Here is a 20,586-nt window from a genome sequence, read left to right as displayed (position 1 = left end):
TCAGGCCGAGATGCGCGGGATGGTGTCATCGCTGCGCAAAGTGAAAATCTCGTAGCCGGTCTCGGTGACCAGCAGGGTGTGTTCCCACTGTGCCGAGAGCTTGCGGTCCTTGGTGATCGCGGTCCAGCCGTCGCCGAGAACCTTGGTGTCGGCCTTGCCCTGGTTGATCATCGGCTCGATGGTGAAGGTCATGCCGGCCTTCAGTTCCATACCGGTACCGGCGCGACCGTAGTGCAGGATCTGCGGTTCTTCGTGGAAGACCTTGCCGATGCCGTGACCGCAGAACTCGCGCACCACCGAGAAACCGTTCTTTTCCGCGTGCTTCTGGATTACTTCGCCGATGTCGCCGAGGCGGCAGCCGGGTTTGACGATCTCGATCGCCTTGTACATGCATTCCTGGGTGACCTGCGACAGGCGCTCGGCCCAGACCGGCACTTCGCCGACGTGGAACATGCGGCTGGTGTCGCCGTGGTAACCGTCCTTGATCACCGTGACGTCGATGTTCAGGGTATCGCCGTTTTTCAGCGGTTTGTCGTTCGGGATGCCGTGGCAGACCACATGGTTGATCGAGGTGCAGATCGACTTCGGGTAGCCCTTGTAGTTGAGCGGGGCAGGGATCGCTTGCTGCACATCGACGATGTAGTCGTGGCAGATCTGATTGAGCTGATCAGTGGTCACGCCCGGTTTGACATGTTCGGCAATCATTTCCAGCACATCGGCGGCCAGTTTGCCGGCGACACGCATGCCAGCGATGTCCTCGGGGGTTTTGAGGTTGACGGTCATACAGGCTCTCTCTGCGCTCGGCGGCGCTTACGGATACGAATTGGGTGGCAAGCGTACATTTTGCGACCCTGAAAAACGCGATTCTACCAGACGGGAGGCGCAAATCCGCGCCTGCATGTCCAGCTTCTATCTATACAATGGTGCCCATCGAGCCGATTCCAAGGGGGCTGCGCCCGAGTCCCTGGTGCGAATACAGATTCCGGGTTCCGTTTCTGCGCGCCCTGTGGTATAAAATGCGCCGCTTTCCGGGGATGCCCCGAAAAGCTTAAATCCACACACGTGTCGACACGATGACCTGGGTGCCTTGGGCTTTATGCCTCTGGTTGGTCATTGGGATACGTGGAGGCCAAACCCGACTTATCAAGGAACTATCATGTCCCAAGTCAACATGCGCGATATGCTGAAGGCCGGTGTGCACTTCGGTCACCAAACCCGTTACTGGAATCCGAAAATGGGCAAGTACATTTTCGGCGCGCGTAACAAGATTCACATCATCAACCTTGAAAAAACCCTGCCAATGTTCAACGAAGCTCTGACTTTCGTAGAGCGTCTGGCCCAGGGCAAAAACAAGATTCTGTTCGTCGGCACCAAGCGTTCCGCTGGCAAGATCGTTGCTGAAGAAGCAGCACGTTGCGGTTCGCCGTACGTCGATCACCGCTGGTTGGGCGGCATGCTGACCAACTTCAAGACCATTCGTGCTTCCATCAAGCGTCTGCGTGACCTTGAAGTTCAAGCCGAAGACGGTACTTTCGCCAAGCTGACCAAGAAAGAAGCGCTGATGCGCTCCCGTGACCTTGAGAAGCTGGATCGTTCGCTGGGCGGCATCAAGGACATGGGCGGTCTGCCAGACGCACTGTTCGTGATCGACGTTGACCACGAGCGCATCGCGATCACCGAAGCCAACAAGCTGGGCATCCCGGTCATCGGCGTTGTCGATACCAACAGCAGCCCGGAAGGCGTTGACTACATCATCCCAGGCAACGATGACGCCATCCGCGCTATCCAGCTGTACATGGGTTCGATGGCTGACGCAGTAATCCGTGGTCGCAACAATGTTGCTGGCGGTACTGTTGAATTCGCAGCTGAAGAAACTCAGGCTGCAGCTGAGTAATCGACGCCCCTGGCGTTGACTCAGTAAGCAAAAAGGGGGCTTGGCCCCCTTTTTGCCACCTCGAAAACCATTTGTCGGCGCCCACGTCTGTATTTGTCATGTGCGGCAGCCAACATGGGTGGTTCGGGAAGAATTGAACGCCCGTTCGATCGGGTGGAATGGTTGAAAACCTATCCAAGAGGAATTTGAAAATGGCAGCAATTACTGCAGCGTTGGTCAAAGAACTGCGCGAGCGTACCGGCGAAGGCATGATGGATTGCAAGAAAGCCCTGGAAAAGGCTGACGGCGACATCGAAAAAGCCATTGATGACATGCGTGCTTCGGGCGCCATCAAGGCTGCGAAAAAAGCTGGCAACGTTGCCGCTGAAGGCGCAATCGCCATCAAATCGAATGACAAGGCAGCCGTGCTGCTGGAAGTCAACTCGCAGACCGACTTCCTGGCCCTGCAAGACGACTTCAAGAACTTCGTTGCTGCCAGCGTAGAAAAAGCTTTCGACGAAAAACTGACCGACGCAGCTCCGCTGATCGCCGCTCAGGAATCGGCTCGTGAAGCGCTGGTTGCCAAAGTTGGCGAGAACGTCAACATTCGTCGTCTGGTTCGCGTAGAGGGTGACGTAGTCGGCACCTACCTGCACGGTAACAAGATCGGTGTTGCTGTTGTCCTGAAAGGCGGTGACGTCGAGCTGGCCAAAGACATCGCTATGCACGTTGCTGCAAGCAACCCTGAGTTCCTGCTGCCTTCGCAAGTCTCCGACGAAGCGATCGAGCGTGAGAAAGCTGTGTTCCTGCAGCTGAACGAAGAAAAGATCAAAGGCAAGCCAGAAAACATTGTTGAAAACATGGTCAAGGGCCGTATCAGCAAGTTCCTGGCAGAAGCGAGCCTGGTCGAGCAGGCGTTCGTCAAGAACCCTGAAGTCAAGGTTGGCGAGCTGGCCAAGAAAGCCGGTGCTGAAATCGTTTCTTTCACTTACTTCAAAGTAGGCGAAGGCATCGAGAAGCCGGTCGACAACTTCGCTGAAGAAGTTGCTGCCCAGCTGGCCGCCGCCAAGCAATAAGACGGTTTTTCAACTGTCGCCCGAAAGAGGCTGCCCGCTTACGCGCGCAGCCTCTTTTCAGATGGGGTACCAATTTTTATTTGGTTTCCACCCGGAACTGACTTACAAAGCCATGTTCCGATGGCGCTGCAGCAGCGCCAAGCTAGAGTGAACGCCAGCTGTAAACAGCTCGCAAAGAATTTTAAATACGCCGCAGGAGAGATTCGCAATGGCTCAGCAGGGCAGTGGTTATCAGGCTCGCTATAAACGCATTCTACTCAAGCTTAGCGGCGAGGCCCTGATGGGCTCGGAAGAGTTCGGGATCGATCCGAAGGTTCTGGATCGCATGGCGCTGGAAGTCGGCCAGCTGGTCGGCATCGGCGTGCAGGTCGGTCTGGTCATCGGCGGTGGCAACCTGTTCCGTGGCGAAGCCCTGAGCAAAGCCGGTATGGATCGGGTCACGGGCGACCACATGGGCATGCTGGCCACTGTGATGAACGCCCTGGCCATGCGCGATGCGCTGGAACGTGCCAATATCTCGGCCATCGTCATGTCGGCCATTTCCATGGTCGGTGTGACCGATCACTACGATCGCCGCAAAGCCATGCGCCACCTGAACTCCAAAGACGTCGTGATCTTCGCGGCCGGTACCGGCAATCCGTTCTTCACCACGGATTCGGCAGCCTGCCTGCGTGCAATCGAAATCGACGCCGACGTTGTGCTCAAGGCCACCAAGGTTGATGGCGTGTACACCGCAGACCCGTTCAAAGACCCGCATGCCGAGAAGTTCGATCATCTGACTTATGATGAAGTACTGGATCGCAAGCTGGGTGTAATGGATCTGACTGCCATCTGCCTGTGCCGCGATCACAAGATGCCGCTGCGCGTATTCAACATGAACAAGCCCGGCGCCCTGCTGAACATCGTGCACGGCGGCGCTGAAGGGACTTTGATCGAGGAAGGCCAACAATGATCAACGAAATCAAGAAAGACGCCCAAGCGCGTATGCAGAAATCCCTGGAATCTCTGAACCACGCGTTCGGCCAGATTCGTACCGGCAAGGCTCACCCGAGCATCCTCGGCAGCGTCATGGTGCCTTACTACGGCACTGACACTCCGCTGAGCGGCGTTGCCAACGTCACCGTGAAAGATTCGCGCACCCTGCAGGTCGTGGCCTTCGAGCGCAACATGCTCGCTGCCGTCGACAAGGCAATCCAGAGCGCCGGTCTGAACCTCAACCCGACCAACCTGGGCGAGTTGCTGTTGATCCCGATGCCTGCCCTTACCGAAGAAACGCGCAAAGGCTTCACCAAGCAGGCCCGCAGTGCAGCCGAAGACGCGCGCGTAGCTGTGCGCAACATCCGTCGCGATGCCTTGGGCGAGCTGAAAAAACTGGTCAAGGACAAGGAAATCAGCGAAGACGAAGAGCGTCGTGCCATCGCCGATATCGACAAGCTGACCAAAGAATCCGAGGCCCAGATCACCAAGGCCACGGACGAGAAAGAAAAAGACCTGATGGCCGTATAAGGGTCGAGCTTTAAATGGACAAGACCAAGCAGACTGCGCCGTCCGCGGTGCCGCGCCATGTCGCGATCATCATGGATGGCAATAATCGCTGGGCGAAAAAACGCTTTATGCCGGGTGTCGCCGGGCATAAAGCGGGCGTGGATGCTGTGCGGGCGGTGATCGAGGTGTGCGCTGAGGCCAAGGTCGAAGTCCTGACCCTGTTCGCTTTCTCCAGTGAAAACTGGCAGCGCCCGGCCGATGAAGTCAGCGCCTTGATGGATCTGTTCTTCAAGGCCTTGCGTCGTGAGGCCAAGCGTCTCAACGACAACAACATCAGCCTGCGCATCATTGGCGATCGCTCGCGCTTCCACCCTGAGCTTCAGGCGGCGATGCGCGAGGCCGAGGCCATGACGGTCGGTGCCAACCGCTTTGTCCTGCAGATCGCCGCCAACTATGGCGGCCAGTGGGATATCGCTCAGGCCGCGCAGCGTCTGGCGCGTGAAGTCCAGGCCGGGCACTTGCGCCCGGAGGACATCACCCCGGATCTGCTGCAGACCTGTCTGGCCACCGGTGATCTGCCGTTGCCTGACCTGTGCATCCGCACCGGTGGCGAGCATCGCATCAGCAACTTCCTGCTGTGGCAGCTGGCCTACGCCGAGCTGTACTTCTCCGACCTGTTCTGGCCGGACTTCAAACACGACGCCATGCGCACCGCGCTGGCCGATTTCGCTTCACGCCAGCGTCGCTTCGGTAAAACGAGCGAACAGGTCGAAGCTGGAGCCCGGGTTTAATGCTTAAACAACGAATCATCACTGCACTGATCCTGCTGCCGATTGCCTTGTGCGGGTTTTTCCTGCTCAAAGGTGCCGGCTTCGCGCTGTTCATCGGCCTGGTGGTGAGCCTCGGTGCCTGGGAATGGGCGCGTCTGGCCGGCTTCACCGCACAATCGTTCCGCGTCGGCTTTGCCGCCGTGGTCGCCTTGATGCTGTTTGTCATGTATGTGCTGCCGGGCCTTGCGCCTTGGGTGCTCGGTGCATCGGTGATCTGGTGGGCAATTGCGACTTATCTGGTGCTGACGTATCCACGCTCCAGCGCGCACTGGTCCACAGCGGCGACCAAGCTGCTGATTGGCCTGCTGATCCTGCTGCCTGCGTGGCAGGGGTTGGTGCAGATCAAGCAGTACCCGCTGGGTAACTGGTTGATCATGGCGGTGATGGTGCTGGTCTGGGGCGCGGACATCGGCGCTTACTTTTCCGGACGCCAGTTCGGCAAGCGCAAGCTGGCGCCGCAGGTCAGCCCGGGCAAGAGCTGGGAAGGCGTCTACGGTGGTCTGGCGCTGAGTCTGGTGATTACCGCGATTGTCGGGCTGGTGCGCGACTGGACCGTGGCCGAGCTGCTCAAAGGCCTGATCGGCGCGGCAGTGATCGTCTTCATTTCCGTTGTCGGCGATCTCACCGAGAGCATGTTCAAGCGCCAATCCGGCATCAAGGACAGCAGTAATCTGCTGCCCGGCCATGGTGGCGTGCTGGATCGCATCGACAGCCTGACCGCAGCCATTCCGGTGTTCGCCGTATTGCTCTGGATGGCCGCACCGTGAGTCGTCCCCAGCAGATTACCGTGTTGGGTGCGACCGGTTCGATCGGTCTGAGCACCCTGGATGTGATTGCCCGTCATCCTGAGCGTTATCAGATTTTTGCATTGAGTGGTTTTACCCGTCTTAGCGAATTGCTCGCGCTGTGCATTCGTCATGTACCGCAATTTGCCGTAGTGCCTGAAGGTGCTGCGGCGCGCGGCTTGCAGGATGACTTGCGTGCAGCCGGTTTGCCGACTCGTGTGCTGGTAGGTGAGGAGGGCCTGTGTCAGGTTGCCTCCGCGCCTGAAGTCGACGCGGTCATGGCGGCCATTGTCGGTGCGGCGGGTTTGCGTCCGACACTGGCGGCGGTCGAGGCGGGCAAGAAGATTCTGCTGGCCAACAAGGAAGCGCTGGTGATGTCCGGCGCGCTGTTCATGCAGGCCGTGCGCAAAAGTGGCTCGGTGCTGCTGCCGATCGACAGTGAGCACAACGCGATTTTTCAGTGCATGCCCGCGGATTTCGCGCGCGGCTTGAGCTCGGTGGGTGTGCGGCGGATCTTGCTGACCGCCTCTGGCGGTCCTTTCCGGCAGACGCCGATGTCCGAGCTGGCGCATGTTTCGCCGGAACAGGCTTGCGCGCATCCGAACTGGTCCATGGGGCGCAAGATCTCCGTGGATTCGGCAAGCATGATGAACAAGGGTCTGGAACTGATCGAAGCCTGCTGGTTGTTCGATGCCAAACCGACTCAGGTCGAAGTGGTGATTCATCCGCAAAGCGTGATCCATTCTCTGGTCGACTATGTGGATGGCTCGGTGCTGGCGCAATTGGGCAACCCCGACATGCGCACGCCGATCGCCAACGCCCTGGCCTGGCCTGAGCGTATCGATTCCGGCGTACCGCCACTGGATCTGTTCGCCATTGCGCGACTGGATTTTGAGGCGCCTGATGAAAGCCGTTTCCCCTGTCTGCGTTTGGCCTGTCAGGCGGCCGAAGCTGGCGACAGCGCGCCGGCGATGCTCAACGCGGCCAATGAAGTGGCCGTGGCAGCGTTTCTCGACGGACGGGTTCGCTACCTGGAAATCGCGAGTATCATCGAGGAAGTCTTGAATCTGGAGCCGGTGGTGGCGCTGCACGACCTCGACGCCGTGTTTACGGCGGACGCGAAAGCGCGAGTGCTGGCGGAGCAATGGTTGAGTCGGCACGGCCGATAGTTTTTGCACCAAAATGGCGACACGCGACACTGAACAGGATTGCGGAGAAAGTAGATGAGCGCGCTCTATATGATTGCCGGCACCCTGATCGCCCTGGGTGTGCTGGTCACCTTCCACGAATTCGGCCACTTCTGGGTCGCGCGTCGCTGTGGCGTCAAGGTTCTGCGGTTTTCCGTGGGCTTTGGCATGCCGTTGCTGCGCTGGCATGACAAGCAAGGCACTGAATTCGTGGTCGCCGCGATTCCCTTGGGCGGCTACGTCAAGATGCTCGACGAGCGCGAAGGCGAAGTGCCGGTCGATCAACTCGATCAGTCGTTCAATCGCAAATCGGTACGTCAGCGTATCGCCATTGTTGCCGCTGGCCCGATTGCCAACTTCCTTTTGGCGCTGGTGTTTTTCTGGGTGCTGGCGATGCTCGGCAGCGAGCAGGTGCGTCCGGTCATCGGCGCGGTCGAGTCTGGCAGCATTGCCGCCAGGGCTGGTCTGAACGCTGGTCAGGAGATTGTTTCGATCGATGGCGAGCCAACGTCGGGTTGGGCGGCAGTCAATCTGCAACTGGTGCGCCGTCTCGGTGAGAGCGGCGCCATTCAATTGCTGGTGCGCGAGCAGGGTTCGACGGCAGAATCGCCGCGCACGCTGGCACTGGATAACTGGCTAAAAGGCGCCGACGAGCCGGATCCGATCCGTTCGCTGGGCATTCGTCCATGGCGTCCGGCGTTGCCGCCGGTGCTTGCCGAACTGGACCCGAAAGGTCCGGCTCATGCAGCGGGGCTGAAAACCGGCGATCGTTTGCTGTCGCTTGATGGCCAGCCGCTCGATGACTGGCAGCAAGTGGTCGATACCGTTCGTACGCGTCCTGATACCAAAATCATGCTGCGCATCGAGCGCGACGGTGCTCAAATCGACGTCCCTGTGACCTTGGCGGCGCGCGGTGAAAGCAAAGCGCCAAGCGGTTATCTGGGCGCTGGCGTCAAAGCCATCGACTGGCCGCCGGAAATGATCCGCGAAGTCAGCTATGGCCCGCTGGCCGCGATTGGCGAGGGTGCCCGTCGCACTTGGACCATGAGCATTCTGACGCTGGATTCACTGAAGAAAATGCTGTTCGGCGAGCTCTCGGTAAAAAACTTGAGTGGACCGATAACCATTGCTAAAGTGGCGGGCGCTTCTGCCCAGTCGGGCGTCGCTGATTTCCTGAATTTCCTTGCTTATCTGAGTATTAGCCTGGGGGTTCTGAATTTGCTGCCCATTCCTGTACTGGATGGGGGGCATTTGTTGTTTTATCTGATCGAGTGGGTGCGTGGTCGCCCCTTGTCGGATCGGGTGCAAGGTTGGGGGATACAGATCGGTATCAGTTTGGTGGTCGGGGTGATGTTGCTTGCTCTGGTCAACGATCTGGGTCGACTGTAACGCTTCGCTGAATTGCGAATCTGCCGCATTTTGCGGCAGTTTGTTTATTGCCAGTTGGAATAAGAAAGGACTTCATGAAACGTCTGCTGCTAACTGCGGTTCTCACCGTATTGATGATCGCCGAAGTTCACGCCGAGTCCTTCACTATCTCTGATATTCGCGTCAATGGCCTCCAGCGGGTCTCCGCGGGTAGCGTCTTTGGTGCCTTGCCGTTGAACGTCGGCGAGCAGGCGGATGATCGTCGCCTGGTGGAATCCACTCGTGCGTTGTTCAAAACCGGTTTCTTTCAAGATATCCAGCTGGGCCGCGAAGGCAACGTTCTGGTCATCACCGTGGTCGAGCGTCCCTCGGTCGCCAGTATCGAAATCGAAGGCAACAAGGCGATTTCCACTGAAGACCTGATGAAAGGCCTCAAGCAATCCGGTCTGGCTGAAGGCGAGATCTTCCAGCGCGCCACCCTCGAGGGTGTGCGTAACGAACTGCAACGTCAGTACGTTGCCCAGGGTCGTTACTCCGCTACCGTCGACACCGAAGTGGTTTCGCAGCCGCGTAACCGCGTGGGTCTGAAGGTGAAGATCAACGAAGGTACCGTTGCCGCCATCCAGCACATCAACGTGGTAGGCAATACGGTTTTCCCCGAGGAAGACCTGACCGACCTGTTCGAACTGAAAACCACCAACTGGCTGTCGTTCTTCAAGAACGATGACAAATATGCCCGCGAAAAACTCTCCGGTGACCTGGAGCGTCTGCGTTCCTACTATCTGGATCGCGGCTATATCAACATGGACATCGCTTCGACCCAGGTATCGATTACCCCGGACAAGAAGCACGTCTACATCACCGTCAACGTCACCGAAGGCGAGAAGTACACCGTTCGTGACGTCAAGCTCAGTGGCGACCTGAAAGTCCCTGAAGACCAGGTAAAGTCGCTGTTGCTGGTGCAGAAGGGCCAGGTGTTCTCGCGCAAGCTGATGACCACCACCTCCGAGCTGATCACCCGTCGTCTGGGTAACGAGGGCTACACCTTCGCCAACGTCAACGGTATTCCTCAGCCGCATGATGACGACCACACCGTGGACGTCCTCTTCGCTGTCGATCCGGGCAAGCGCGCCTACGTCAATCGCATCAACTTCCGTGGCAACACCAAGTCCGAAGACGAAGTGCTGCGTCGTGAAATGCGTCAGATGGAAGGCGGCTGGGCTTCGACCTACCTGATCGACCAGTCCAAGACCCGTCTGGAACGTCTGGGCTTCTTCAAGGAAGTCAACGTTGAAACCCCGGCCGTGCCCGGTGTCGACGACCAGGTTGATGTGAACTACGCCGTCGAAGAACAGGCTTCCGGTTCGATCACCGCCAGCGTCGGTTTCGCCCAGAGCGCCGGTCTGATCCTCGGTGGCTCGATCACCCAGAACAACTTCCTCGGTACCGGTAATCGCGTCAGCATCGGTCTGACCCGCAGCGAATACCAGAGCCGCTACAACTTCGGCTACGTTGACCCGTACTGGACCGCCGATGGCGTGAGCCTGGGCTACAACGCGTTCTATCGCACTACTGACTACGACGAGCTCGACACCGACCTTTCGAGCTACGCGGTAGACAGCCTGGGCGCTGGTGTGAACATCGGCTACCCGATCAGCGAGACTTCGCGTCTGACCTTCGGTGCTTCCGTTCAGCAGGACGAAATCAGTACCGGTAGCTACACCGTCGACGAGATTTTCGACTTCGTTAACAAGGAAGGCGACAAATACCTGAACTTCAAGGCGTCTGCCGGCTGGTCCGAATCCACCTTGAACAAAGGCGTACTGCCTACCCGTGGCCGGTCCCAGAGCCTGACTCTGGAAACCACCATCCCGGGTAGCGACCTGTCCTTCTTCAAGCTTGATTACCGTGGTCAGCTGTTCCAGCCGATCACTGAAAACTACACCATGCGCCTGCACACCGAACTGGGTTATGGCGACGGTTACGGTTCGACCGACGGCTTGCCGTTCTATGAAAACTACTATGCGGGTGGCTTCAACTCCGTACGTGGCTTCAAGGACAGCACGCTGGGTCCACGCAGTACACCGAGCCGCGGTGCAGCTGTAACGGGTAACTCGGGTACGCTTGCCGATCCGGATCAGGATCCGCTGCCATTCGGTGGTAACGTGTTGATTCAAGGTGGCGTTGAAGTCTTGTTCCCGCTGCCTTTCGTGAAAGATCAGCGCTCTCTGCGGACCTCGGTGTTCTGGGACGTGGGTAACGTATTCGATTCCAAGTGCGACAAGACCACCAACGCTAGCGCGGGTTCGACGTCCAGCACTCAGTGCAACGACATCAGCCTGAGCAACATGGCCAGTTCCGTCGGTGTCGGCGTGACCTGGGTCACCGCACTGGGTCCTTTGAGCTTTGCGCTGGCGATGCCGGTCAAAAAACCGGATGACGCTGAAACTCAAGTGTTCCAATTCTCCCTCGGCCAGACGTTCTAAGCGTCTGACCCAAGATAACGACAATGGATTTTGTAGGAGTGCATCGTGCGTAAGTTGACTCAATTGGTTCTCCTGGCCTCCGTACTGGTGGCAGGCCCGGCGTTCGCCGACATGAAAATTGCCGTGCTGAACTATCAGATGGCACTGCTGGAATCCGACGCGGCGAAGAAGTACGCCGTGGATGCCGAGAAGAAGTTCGGTCCGCAACTGACCAAGCTGAAAACCCTGGAAAGCAGCGCCAAAGGCATTCAGGACCGTCTGATGGCCGGTGGCGACAAGATGCAGCAGGGCGAGCGTGAGCGTCTGGAGCTGGAATTCAAGCAAAAGGCCCGTGACTTCCAGTTCCAGTCCAAGGAACTGAACGAAGCCAAAGCCGTTGCCGACCGTGAAATGCTCAAGCAACTGAAGCCGAAACTGGACAGCGCTGTGGAAGAAGTCATCAAGAAGGGTGGTTTTGACCTGGTGTTCGAGCGTGGCGCCGTCATCGATGTCAAACCTCAGTACGACATCACGCGCCAGGTTATCGAGCGCATGAATCAGCTGAAGTAACCCATGACCGTGACTATCAGGCTCGGCCAGTTGGCCGAGCACCTCGGCGCCACCCTGCGTGGCGACCCCGAGAGGCAAATTACTGGGCTAGCCACTTTGCAAGAGGCTGGCCCAGCTCAGTTGAGCTTTCTGGCAAATCCCCAATACCGCAAATACCTGGCCGGTTCTCGAGCAGCTGCACTGCTGCTCAAGGAAGCCGACGCCGAAGGTTTCGCAGGTAATGCCTTGGTGGTGCCGGACCCTTACCTGGCCTATGCACGCATCTCGCATCTGTTCGATCCAAAGCCAAAAGCGGCTGGCGGGGTTCATCCGACAGCGGTGATCGCGGCGGACGCAGTGGTTGATCCAAGTGCCAGCATCGGTCCGTTCGTGGTGATCGAAGCCGGTGCACGCATCGCTGCACAGGTCACGTTGGGTGCGCATTGCGTAGTCGGCGCGCGCAGCGAAATCGGTGAAGGCGGCTGGCTCGCTCCGCGCGTTACGCTGTATCACGATGTGCGCATCGGCAAGCGTGTGGTTATTCAGTCCGGCGCAGTGATCGGCGGTGAGGGCTTCGGCTTCGCCAACGAAAAAGGCGTCTGGCAGAAAATCGCCCAGATCGGTGGCGTGACCATCGGCGACGATGTCGAGATCGGTGTGAACACTGCCATCGACCGCGGCGCTCTGGCCGATACCGTGATTGGCAATGGCGTGAAGCTCGACAACCAGATTCAGATCGCGCACAACGTCCAGGTCGGTGATCACACCGCCATGGCCGCGTGCGTCGGCATTTCCGGCAGCACCAAAATCGGCAAGCACTGCATGCTCGCCGGTGGTGTTGGTCTGGTCGGCCACATTGATATCTGCGACAACGTTTTCCTGACCGGGATGACCATGGTGACCCACTCGATTACCGAGCCGGGCGCCTATTCTTCCGGCACAGCCATGCAACCGGCGGCCGAATGGCGCAAAAGCGCGGCCCGCATCCGTCAGCTCGATGACATCGCACGACGGTTGAAACAGCTGGAAAAGCGCGTAGGGGAAGTGACCCCTGACGGCAATGCTTCATCTGATGGCTGATACCATTTCCATATCAAGTGTGCACAGCCTCTGGACTGCCTCCTTGATTTGCTAGAGGAGTGCGCGTCAGTCGCGCTCCCAATCTTTACATAGGCTTTCCCCTGAAATGATGGACATCAACGAGATTCGCGAATACCTGCCTCACCGTTACCCGTTCCTGCTGGTGGACCGGGTGGTGGAACTGGACACTGAAGGCAAGCGAATTCGCGCCTACAAGAATGTCAGCATCAATGAGCCGTTCTTCAATGGTCACTTCCCTGCGCATCCAATCATGCCGGGCGTTCTGATCATCGAAGCGATGGCTCAGGCTGCCGGGATCCTCGGTTTCAAGATGCTCGACGTCAAACCGGCCGACGGCACCCTGTATTACTTCGTCGGTTCCGACAAGCTGCGCTTCCGCCAGCCAGTCAAGCCGGGCGATCAGTTGATCCTTGAAGCGACTTTCATCAGCTGCAAGCGCAAGATCTGGAAGTTCGAATGCCAGGCTTCGGTGGACGGCAAGCCGGTCTGCTCGGCAGAAATCATCTGCGCGGAACAGAAAGTATGAGTTTGATTGACCCTCGCGCAATCATCGATCCGTCCGCCGTTCTGGCTGACGGCGTCGAGGTCGGCCCGTGGTCGATCATCGGCGCAGGTGTGGAAATCGGCGAGGGTACCGTGATCGGGCCGCACGTGATCCTCAAGGGGCCGACCCGCATTGGTAAGCACAATCGCATCTACCAGTTTTCTTCGGTAGGCGAAGACACCCCGGATCTGAAGTACAAAGGCGAGGAAACCCGCCTGGTGATCGGCGACCACAACGTCATTCGTGAAGGCGTGACCATTCACCGTGGCACCGTGCAGGACCGTTCGGAAACCACCCTGGGTGATCACAACCTGATCATGGCCTATGCCCACATCGGCCATGACAGCGTCATCGGCAACCACTGCATTCTGGTCAACAACACTGCGTTGGCCGGGCATGTACACGTTGACGACTGGGCGATCCTCTCCGGTTTCACCCTGGTGCATCAGTACTGCCACATCGGCGCCCACAGCTTTTCCGGCATGGGCACGGCGATCGGCAAGGATGTTCCGGCGTTCGTCACCGTATTCGGCAACCCTGCCGAAGCGCGCAGCATGAACTTCGAAGGCATGCGCCGTCGCGGTTTCAGCGAAGACGCGATTCATGCGCTGCGCCGCGCTTACAAGACCGTCTACCGCCAGGGCCTGACGGTCGAACAGGCGCTGGCCGAGCTGGCAGAACCGTCTGCGCAGTTCCCGGAAGTCGCCGTGTTCCGTGATTCGATCCAGGCATCGACTCGCGGCATCACCCGCTGATCATGGCCAATCTGCGTATTGCGCTGGTGGCGGGTGAGGCTTCCGGTGACATTCTCGGCGCCGGCCTCATGCGTGCGCTCAAGGCTCAGCACCCGGCAGTCGAGTTCATCGGTGTCGGCGGTCCGCTGATGCAGGCCGAAGGCCTGACCTCGTACTTCCCCATGGAGCGCCTGTCGGTCATGGGCCTGGTCGAAGTCCTCGGGCGGCTGCGTGAATTGCTCAAGCGCCGCAAAGAGCTGATTGCCACACTGATTGCCGCAAAGCCAGACGTGTTCATCGGCATCGATGCGCCGGATTTCAACCTCAATATCGAACTCAAGCTGCGTCAGGCCGGGATCAAGACCGTGCATTACGTCAGCCCGTCGGTGTGGGCATGGCGGCAGAAACGGGTGCTGAAGATCCGCGAAGGCTGCGACCTGATGCTGACCCTGTTGCCGTTCGAAGCGAAATTCTACGAAGAGAAAGGCGTGCCGGTGCGTTTCGTCGGTCACACCTTGGCCGATACCATTCCGCTGCAAGCCGACCGCGCCGCTGCACGCGCCGAGCTGGGTTTGCCCGACGGTCCGCTGGTAGCGTTGATGCCGGGCAGCCGTGGCGGTGAAGTCAGTCGCCTCGGTGCGCTGTTCCTCGACACCGCCGAACGTCTGCGCGCCATGCGTCCGGGCGTGCGCTTTGTCATGCCTTGTGCAAACCCGGACCGCCGGGTGCAACTCGAGGCCTTGCTTGCTGGCCGGGATTTGCCGGTAACCTTGCTCGACGGTAAATCCCACTTGGCCCTCGCCGCGTGCAACGCCGTGTTGATCGCCTCCGGCACTGCTACCCTTGAAGCGCTGCTGTACAAGCGGCCGATGGTGGTGGCGTATCGGTTGGCGTCGCTGACGTTCTGGATTCTCAAGCGCATGGTCAAGAGCCCGTACGTGTCGCTGCCCAACTTGCTCGCCCAGCGCTTGCTGGTGCCGGAGTTGTTGCAGGATGATGCGACTGTCGAGGCCTTGGCGCAGACGCTGTCGCCATTGATCGATGGCGGTGATGAACAGACCCGCGGCTTCGACGAGATCCACCGCACGCTGCGGCGCGATGCTTCCAATCAGGCGGCGCAAGCCGTCCTTGACCTGATCGGCAAACCACAATGAGCAAGACAAGCATGCAAATGGGCCTGGATTTCACTCTGGTAGCCGAAGTCGAAGAACTGGTTGCCGGTGTTGATGAAGTCGGTCGTGGCCCGTTGTGCGGTGCGGTGGTGACAGCTGCAGTAATTCTCGATCCGAACCGGCCGATCCTCGGTCTCGACGATTCGAAAAAGCTCACCGAAGCCAAGCGCGAAAAGCTCTACGACGAGATCTGTGAAAAGGCCCTGAGCTGGTGCATCGCCCGTGCCGAAGTTGAAGAAATCGACGATCTGAATATCCTCCACGCGACCATGCTGGCCATGCAGCGCGCGGTTGCCGGTCTGCACATTCAGCCAAAGCTGGCGATGATCGACGGTAACCGCTGCCCGCATTTGCCGATGCGCGCCGAGGCGGTGATTCAGGGCGACGGCAAGGTGCCGGCGATCGCGGCAGCGTCGATTCTGGCCAAGGTCAGTCGTGACCGCGAAATGGCGGCATTCGAATTGATCTACCCGGGTTACGGCATCGGCGGCCATAAAGGCTACCCGACGCCCGTTCATCTGGAAGCGCTGGCGCGGCTCGGCCCGACGCCGATTCACCGCCGCTCGTTCGCCCCGGTACGCCTGGCTTACGAGGCGCGGGAAAGCCTGACGCAGGTTTAGGCGCAAGGCTGATGTTTTAACCAAGGCCCGGTACAATCCGGGCCTCGTTGTCTCTATGTAACTGGACAGGATCACTATGCCGGCTTCATTCGTTCATCTACGCCTGCACACTGAATACTCCCTGGTCGACGGGCTGGTGCGGATCAAGCCGCTGGTCAAGGCGCTGACCGCCATGAACATGCCGGCGGTAGCGGTTACCGATCAGAACAACATGTGTTCCCTGGTCAAGTTCTATAAAAATGCCATGGGCGCCGGCATCAAGCCGATCTGCGGCGCCGACCTGTGGCTGGCGAACAAGGACCCGGATGCACCGCTGAGCCGCCTCAGCCTGCTGGTGATGAACGCTCAGGGTTATCGCAATCTCACCGAATTGATCTCGCGCGGCTTTATCGAAGGCCAGCGCAACGGCATGGTCATCGTCGAGCGCGAGTGGGTGGCTGAGGCCAGCGAAGGCCTGATCATGCTGTCCGCCGCCAAAGAAGGCGAGATCGGCATGGCCATGATCGGCGGCAACCCGGCGGAAGCCGAAGCGCTGGCACGCGAGTGGATGGCGGTGTTCCCGGATCGTTTCTATCTGGAAATCCAGCGCACCAACCGCCCCAACGATGAAGAACAGCTGCACGGCGCCGTGGCGCTGGCCGACAAGCTTGGCGCGCCGCTGGTGGCGACCAACGATGTGCGCTTCATCAAGCAGGAAGACTTCGCCGCCCACGAAACCCGTGTGTGCATCGGTGAAGGCCGCGCCCTCGATGACCCGCGTCGTTCGAAGAATTACAGCGATCAGCAATACCTGAAAAGCGCCGAGGAAATGCTCGAGCTGTTCAGCGATATCCCCGACGCCATCGAAAACACCGTCGAGATCGCCAAGCGCTGCAACATCGAAGTGAAGCTGGGCACGCACTTCCTGCCCAACTTCCCGATTCCAGATGGCATGACCATCGACGAATATTTCCGCAAGGTCTCCTTCGAAGGGCTCGAAGAACGCCTGGCGGTGCTGCTGCCCAAGGACACCACCGAAGACTACGAAGCCAAACGTCAGGTCTACGTCGACCGCTTGAATTTCGAGCTGGATATCATCATCCAGATGGGCTTCCCCGGTTACTTCCTGATCGTGATGGACTTTATCCAGTGGGCCAAGAACAACGGCGTACCGGTAGGTCCGGGCCGTGGGTCGGGTGCCGGTTCGCTGGTGGCTTACGTACAGAAGATCACCGATCTCGACCCGCTGGAATATGACCTGCTGTTCGAACGTTTCCTCAACCCGGAACGGGTTTCCATGCCCGACTTCGACGTCGACTTCTGCATGGACGGTCGTGACCGGGTGATCGATTACGTGGCCGAGAAGTACGGCCGCAACGCGGTAAGCCAGATCATCACATTCGGTTCCATGGCCGCCAAGGCTGTGGTCCGTGACGTGGCGCGGGTGCAGGGCAAGTCCTATGGCCTGGCGGATCGTCTGTCGAAGATGATTCCGTTCGAAGTCGGCATGACCCTGGAAAAAGCCTACGAGCAGGAAGAGATCCTGCGCGACTTCATCAAGGTCGATGAAGAAGCGGCGGAAATCTGGGAGATGGCGCGCAAACTCGAGGGTGTGGTGCGTAACGTCGGCAAACACGCCGGTGGTGTGGTAATCGCGCCGACCAAGCTGACCGACTTCTCGCCGATCTACTGCGACGAGGCCGGTGACGGTCTGGTGACCCAGTTCGATAAGGACGACGTTGAGGCCGCCGGTCTGGTGAAGTTCGACTTCCTCGGCCTGCGTACCCTGACGATCATCGACTGGGCGCTGAAAACCATCAACCGCGACCGCGCCAAGGACAACGAACCGCCACTCGATATCGCTTTTATCCCGCTGGATGACAAACCGACCTACCAGTTGCTGCAAAAAGCCGAAACCACGGCGGTGTTTCAGCTTGAATCGCGAGGCATGAAAGAGCTGATCAAAAAGCTCAAGCCCGACTGCCTGGAAGACTTGATCGCACTGGTGGCACTGTTCCGTCCGGGCCCGCTGCAATCGGGCATGGTGGACGACTTCATCAACCGTAAGCACGGTCGCGCCGAACTGGCGTATCCGCACTCGGACTACCAGTACGACGGGCTCAAGCCGGTACTGGCGCCGACTTACGGCATCATCCTGTATCAGGAACAGGTGATGCAGATTGCTCAGGTCATGGCCGGTTATACCCTCGGCGGTGCGGACATGCTGCGTCGGGCGATGGGTAAGAAAAAGCCTGAAGAAATGGCCAAGCAGCGCGGCGGTTTCATTGAGGGTTGCGCGACCAACGGCATCGACGCGGATCTTGCCGGTAACATTTTCGACCTGGTGGAAAAATTCGCCGGTTACGGCTTCAACAAATCCCACTCCGCCGCCTACGGCCTGGTGTCGTACCAGACCGCTTGGCTCAAAGCCCATTACCCGGCGCCGTTCATGGCTGCGGTACTCTCGGCGGATATGCACAACACCGACAAGGTCGTGACCTTGATCGAGGAAGTGCGGACGATGAAGCTGCGCCTCGACGCGCCGGACGTGAACACTTCTGAGTTCAAGTTCACGGTGAACGACGACGGCCGTATCGTTTACGGCCTCGGCGCGATCAAAGGCGTCGGTGAAGGTCCGGTGGAGGCGATCACCGAAGCGCGTCAGGCCGGTCCGTTCAAGGATCTGTTCGATTTTTGCGCGCGGGTCGACCTCAAGCGCATCAACAAACGTACTCTTGATGGTCTGATTCGCAGCGGCGCGCTGGATCGCCTCGGCCCGTATTTCCACGACGAGCAAAAGGCTTATCAGGCCAACATCGACCGTAACCGCGCCGTGCTGCTGGCGGCGATGGAAGAAGCGATCAAGGCTGCCGAGCAGACCGCGCGTACCCACGACAGTGGTCACGCCGATCTGTTTGGCGGCTTGTTCGTCGAAGAAGATGCCGATGTTTACGCGTCCCATCGCAAGGCCAAGGAGCTGACCCTCAAGGAACGTCTCAAGGGTGAAAAAGACACCCTGGGCCTGTACCTGACCGGTCACCCGATCGACGAATACGAAGGCGAGATCCGCCGTTTCGCCCGCCAGCGCATCATCGACCTGAAACCGGCGCGCGACACACAGACCGTGGCGGGGATGATCATTGCGCTGCGGGTGATGAAGAACAAGAAGGGCGACAAGATGGGTTTCATCACCCTCGACGACCGCTCCGGGCGGATCGAAGCGTCCCTGTTTGCCGATGCGTTCCATTCGGCGCAATCACTGTTGCAGACCGACGCGATGGTGGTGGTCGAAGGCGAGGTCAGCAATGACGACTTCTCCGGCGGCCTGCGCCTGCGGGTCAAGCGGGTGATGAGCATGGAGGATGCGCGGACCAATCTGGCCGAAAGCCTGCGCCTGAAGCTGCACACCCAGGATCTCAAAGGCGATCAGCTACGCTGGTTGGGCGAACTGCTCAAGCGTCATCGCGGCGCGTGCCCGGTGACCATGGAGTACACCAGCCCGGATGCGAAGACCTTGTTGCAGTTCGGCGAGACCTGGCGGATCGACCCGGCGGATACCTTGATTCAAGCCCTGCGTGACCAGTTCGGGCGAGACAACGTCTTCCTCCAATACCGTTGACCGGCAAGTGCCATCATTGCGCTTGCCCGCAACCTGAATTTTTAATCTCGACCTCAGCGCGCCTCTCCCTTAAGGTAGGGCGCGAATAGACAACCGGCCGGCCCAAGCTCACTTGGGACACGACCCAAGACGGACGCCTATGAACCCGAATTTTCTAGATTTCGAACAGCCGATCGCCGACCTGCAAGCCAAGATCGAAGAGTTGCGCTTGGTCGGTAATGACAATTCGCTGAATATCGGCGATGAGATCTCCCGCCTGCAGGACAAGAGCAAGACGCTGACCGAAGACATCTTCGGCAAGCTGACCAGCTGGCAGATCGCACGTCTGGCGCGTCACCCGAAACGCCCGTACACCCTCGATTACATCGAGCACATCTTCACCGAGTTCGACGAACTGCACGGCGACCGTCACTTCTCCGACGACGCTGCCATCGTTGGCGGTATCGCCCGTCTGGAAGACCAGCCGGTGATGATCATCGGCCACCAGAAGGGCCGTGAAGTGCGTGAGAAGGTTCGCCGCAACTTCGGCATGCCGCGTCCGGAAGGCTACCGCAAGGCCTGCCGTCTGATGGAGATGGCCGAGCGCTTCAAGATGCCGATCCTGACTTTCATCGACACCCCGGGTGCCTACCCTGGCATCGACGCTGAAGAGCGCAACCAGAGCGAAGCGATTGCCTGGAACCTGCGTGTGATGGCGCGGTTGAAGACCCCGATCATCGCCACCGTAATTGGTGAGGGTGGTTCCGGCGGCGCACTGGCCATCGGCGTTTGCGATCAGTTGAACATGCTGCAATATTCGACCTACGCGGTGATCTCGCCGGAAGGTTGCGCGTCGATCCTGTGGAAAACCGCCGAGAAAGCACCGGATGCCGCTGAAGCAATGGGCATCACCGCAGAGCGTCTGAAAGGCCTGGGTATCGTCGACAAGGTGATCGGCGAGCCACTGGGCGGCGCCCATCGTGACCCGGCTGCGGCCGCCGCTTCGATCCGCGCCGAGCTGAGCTCGCAACTGGCGATGCTCAAGCAGTTCGATAACGAAGCGCTGCTCAAGCGCCGTTACGATCGCCTGATGAGCTACGGTCTCTAAAGCGAAGCGCGATACCCATGTGGGAGCGAGCCTGCTCGCGAAAGCGGTATAACACTCGACGAATGTGTTGAATGTTAAACCGTCTCCGCGAGCAGGCTCGCTCCCACATTTG

Annotated in this window: 18 protein-coding genes; 17 read left to right on the top strand and 1 reads right to left on the bottom strand. The window is 59.1% G+C overall.

The genetic code is table 11. The annotated features are described in order from the left end of the window. On the bottom strand, positions 1-783 hold the full coding sequence (gene map / locus AB4N47_RS17680) for a type I methionyl aminopeptidase (protein WP_133334983.1): 783 nt from the start codon (positions 781-783) through the stop codon (positions 1-3). A gap of 373 nt (positions 784-1,156) precedes the next feature. Between map and rpsB the strand changes: the two genes are divergently transcribed. The 17 genes from rpsB to AB4N47_RS17595 all read left to right on the top strand — a co-directional run bounded on the left by rpsB (position 1,157) and on the right by AB4N47_RS17595 (position 20,474). Continuing rightward, on the top strand, positions 1,157-1,894 hold the full coding sequence (rpsB, locus tag AB4N47_RS17675; protein WP_003222119.1) for a 30S ribosomal protein S2: 738 nt from the start codon (positions 1,157-1,159) through the stop codon (positions 1,892-1,894). 191 nt (positions 1,895-2,085) lie between these two features. After that, positions 2,086-2,949 carry a translation elongation factor Ts gene (tsf, locus tag AB4N47_RS17670; RefSeq protein ID WP_016771476.1) on the top strand — a complete coding sequence of 288 codons (864 nt, stop codon included), beginning with the start codon at positions 2,086-2,088 and terminating at the stop codon, positions 2,947-2,949. A 208-nt stretch (positions 2,950-3,157) separates the two neighbouring features. Further along, positions 3,158-3,901, top strand: coding sequence for a UMP kinase (pyrH, locus tag AB4N47_RS17665; RefSeq protein ID WP_003222124.1), 744 nt, complete (start codon positions 3,158-3,160; stop codon positions 3,899-3,901). Next, positions 3,898-4,455 (top strand): ribosome recycling factor, encoded by a 558-nt coding sequence (frr, locus tag AB4N47_RS17660; RefSeq protein ID WP_007954771.1) that lies wholly within the window; start codon positions 3,898-3,900, stop codon positions 4,453-4,455. Before pyrH ends, frr begins: the two co-directional genes overlap by 4 nt. Before the next feature lie 14 nt (positions 4,456-4,469). Then, the gene (uppS, locus tag AB4N47_RS17655) at positions 4,470-5,225 is read left to right on the top strand and encodes a polyprenyl diphosphate synthase (protein ID WP_016771475.1); all 756 of its coding nucleotides are present in this window, start codon (positions 4,470-4,472) and stop codon (positions 5,223-5,225) included. Then, a complete protein-coding gene (locus tag AB4N47_RS17650; RefSeq protein WP_341638566.1) occupies positions 5,225-6,031 on the top strand; it encodes a phosphatidate cytidylyltransferase in 807 nt (268 codons plus the stop codon). The genes uppS and AB4N47_RS17650 overlap by 1 nt, the downstream gene beginning before the upstream one ends. After that, the gene (gene ispC, locus AB4N47_RS17645; protein ID WP_341638567.1) at positions 6,028-7,218 is read left to right on the top strand and encodes a 1-deoxy-D-xylulose-5-phosphate reductoisomerase; all 1,191 of its coding nucleotides are present in this window, start codon (positions 6,028-6,030) and stop codon (positions 7,216-7,218) included. Before AB4N47_RS17650 ends, ispC begins: the two co-directional genes overlap by 4 nt. Positions 7,219-7,272: 54 nt before the next feature. Next, on the top strand, positions 7,273-8,625 hold the full coding sequence (gene rseP, locus AB4N47_RS17640; RefSeq protein WP_341638568.1) for a sigma E protease regulator RseP: 1,353 nt from the start codon (positions 7,273-7,275) through the stop codon (positions 8,623-8,625). Between the two features lie 74 nt (positions 8,626-8,699). Further along, positions 8,700-11,090 carry an outer membrane protein assembly factor BamA gene (gene bamA, locus AB4N47_RS17635; RefSeq protein WP_076566125.1) on the top strand — a complete coding sequence of 797 codons (2,391 nt, stop codon included), beginning with the start codon at positions 8,700-8,702 and terminating at the stop codon, positions 11,088-11,090. A gap of 45 nt (positions 11,091-11,135) precedes the next feature. Next, positions 11,136-11,639: an OmpH/Skp family outer membrane protein gene (locus tag AB4N47_RS17630; RefSeq protein WP_003222140.1), complete on the top strand. Its 504-nt coding sequence runs from the start codon at positions 11,136-11,138 to the stop codon at positions 11,637-11,639. Between the two features lie 3 nt (positions 11,640-11,642). Beyond that, entirely contained in the window at positions 11,643-12,698 is a 1,056-nt protein-coding gene (lpxD, locus tag AB4N47_RS17625) for a UDP-3-O-(3-hydroxymyristoyl)glucosamine N-acyltransferase (RefSeq protein ID WP_223629961.1), read from the top strand. 106 nt (positions 12,699-12,804) lie between these two features. Then, the gene (fabZ, locus tag AB4N47_RS17620) at positions 12,805-13,245 is read left to right on the top strand and encodes a 3-hydroxyacyl-ACP dehydratase FabZ (protein WP_016771469.1); all 441 of its coding nucleotides are present in this window, start codon (positions 12,805-12,807) and stop codon (positions 13,243-13,245) included. After that, entirely contained in the window at positions 13,242-14,018 is a 777-nt protein-coding gene (gene lpxA, locus AB4N47_RS17615; protein WP_016771468.1) for an acyl-ACP--UDP-N-acetylglucosamine O-acyltransferase, read from the top strand. Before fabZ ends, lpxA begins: the two co-directional genes overlap by 4 nt. Before the next feature lie 2 nt (positions 14,019-14,020). Beyond that, the gene (lpxB, locus tag AB4N47_RS17610) at positions 14,021-15,151 is read left to right on the top strand and encodes a lipid-A-disaccharide synthase (RefSeq protein ID WP_341638569.1); all 1,131 of its coding nucleotides are present in this window, start codon (positions 14,021-14,023) and stop codon (positions 15,149-15,151) included. An 11-nt stretch (positions 15,152-15,162) separates the two neighbouring features. Then, complete coding sequence (gene rnhB / locus AB4N47_RS17605; protein ID WP_016771466.1) at positions 15,163-15,789, top strand: ribonuclease HII; 627 nt, start codon at positions 15,163-15,165, stop codon at positions 15,787-15,789. 76 nt (positions 15,790-15,865) lie between these two features. Next, on the top strand, positions 15,866-19,387 hold the full coding sequence (dnaE, locus tag AB4N47_RS17600) for a DNA polymerase III subunit alpha (RefSeq protein WP_341638570.1): 3,522 nt from the start codon (positions 15,866-15,868) through the stop codon (positions 19,385-19,387). Between the two features lie 139 nt (positions 19,388-19,526). Continuing rightward, positions 19,527-20,474 carry an acetyl-CoA carboxylase carboxyltransferase subunit alpha gene (locus tag AB4N47_RS17595; protein WP_130912752.1) on the top strand — a complete coding sequence of 316 codons (948 nt, stop codon included), beginning with the start codon at positions 19,527-19,529 and terminating at the stop codon, positions 20,472-20,474. Positions 20,475-20,586: the final 112 nt, after the last annotated feature.

Source organism: Pseudomonas sp. S3_G06 (assembly GCF_054667565.1).
This window is presented reverse-complemented; position numbering and strand designations above follow the sequence as displayed.

Coding starts and splice junctions, on each gene's coding strand:
- map (WP_133334983.1), bottom strand. CDS start 783: ATGACCGTCAACCTCAAAACCCCCGAGGACATCGCTGGCATGCGTGTC.
- rpsB (WP_003222119.1), top strand. CDS start 1,157: ATGTCCCAAGTCAACATGCGCGATATGCTGAAGGCCGGTGTGCACTTC.
- tsf (WP_016771476.1), top strand. CDS start 2,086: ATGGCAGCAATTACTGCAGCGTTGGTCAAAGAACTGCGCGAGCGTACC.
- pyrH (WP_003222124.1), top strand. CDS start 3,158: ATGGCTCAGCAGGGCAGTGGTTATCAGGCTCGCTATAAACGCATTCTA.
- frr (WP_007954771.1), top strand. CDS start 3,898: ATGATCAACGAAATCAAGAAAGACGCCCAAGCGCGTATGCAGAAATCC.
- uppS (WP_016771475.1), top strand. CDS start 4,470: ATGGACAAGACCAAGCAGACTGCGCCGTCCGCGGTGCCGCGCCATGTC.
- AB4N47_RS17650 (WP_341638566.1), top strand. CDS start 5,225: ATGCTTAAACAACGAATCATCACTGCACTGATCCTGCTGCCGATTGCC.
- rseP (WP_341638568.1), top strand. CDS start 7,273: ATGAGCGCGCTCTATATGATTGCCGGCACCCTGATCGCCCTGGGTGTG.
- bamA (WP_076566125.1), top strand. CDS start 8,700: ATGAAACGTCTGCTGCTAACTGCGGTTCTCACCGTATTGATGATCGCC.
- lpxD (WP_223629961.1), top strand. CDS start 11,643: ATGACCGTGACTATCAGGCTCGGCCAGTTGGCCGAGCACCTCGGCGCC.
- fabZ (WP_016771469.1), top strand. CDS start 12,805: ATGATGGACATCAACGAGATTCGCGAATACCTGCCTCACCGTTACCCG.
- lpxA (WP_016771468.1), top strand. CDS start 13,242: ATGAGTTTGATTGACCCTCGCGCAATCATCGATCCGTCCGCCGTTCTG.
- lpxB (WP_341638569.1), top strand. CDS start 14,021: ATGGCCAATCTGCGTATTGCGCTGGTGGCGGGTGAGGCTTCCGGTGAC.
- rnhB (WP_016771466.1), top strand. CDS start 15,163: ATGCAAATGGGCCTGGATTTCACTCTGGTAGCCGAAGTCGAAGAACTG.
- dnaE (WP_341638570.1), top strand. CDS start 15,866: ATGCCGGCTTCATTCGTTCATCTACGCCTGCACACTGAATACTCCCTG.
- AB4N47_RS17595 (WP_130912752.1), top strand. CDS start 19,527: ATGAACCCGAATTTTCTAGATTTCGAACAGCCGATCGCCGACCTGCAA.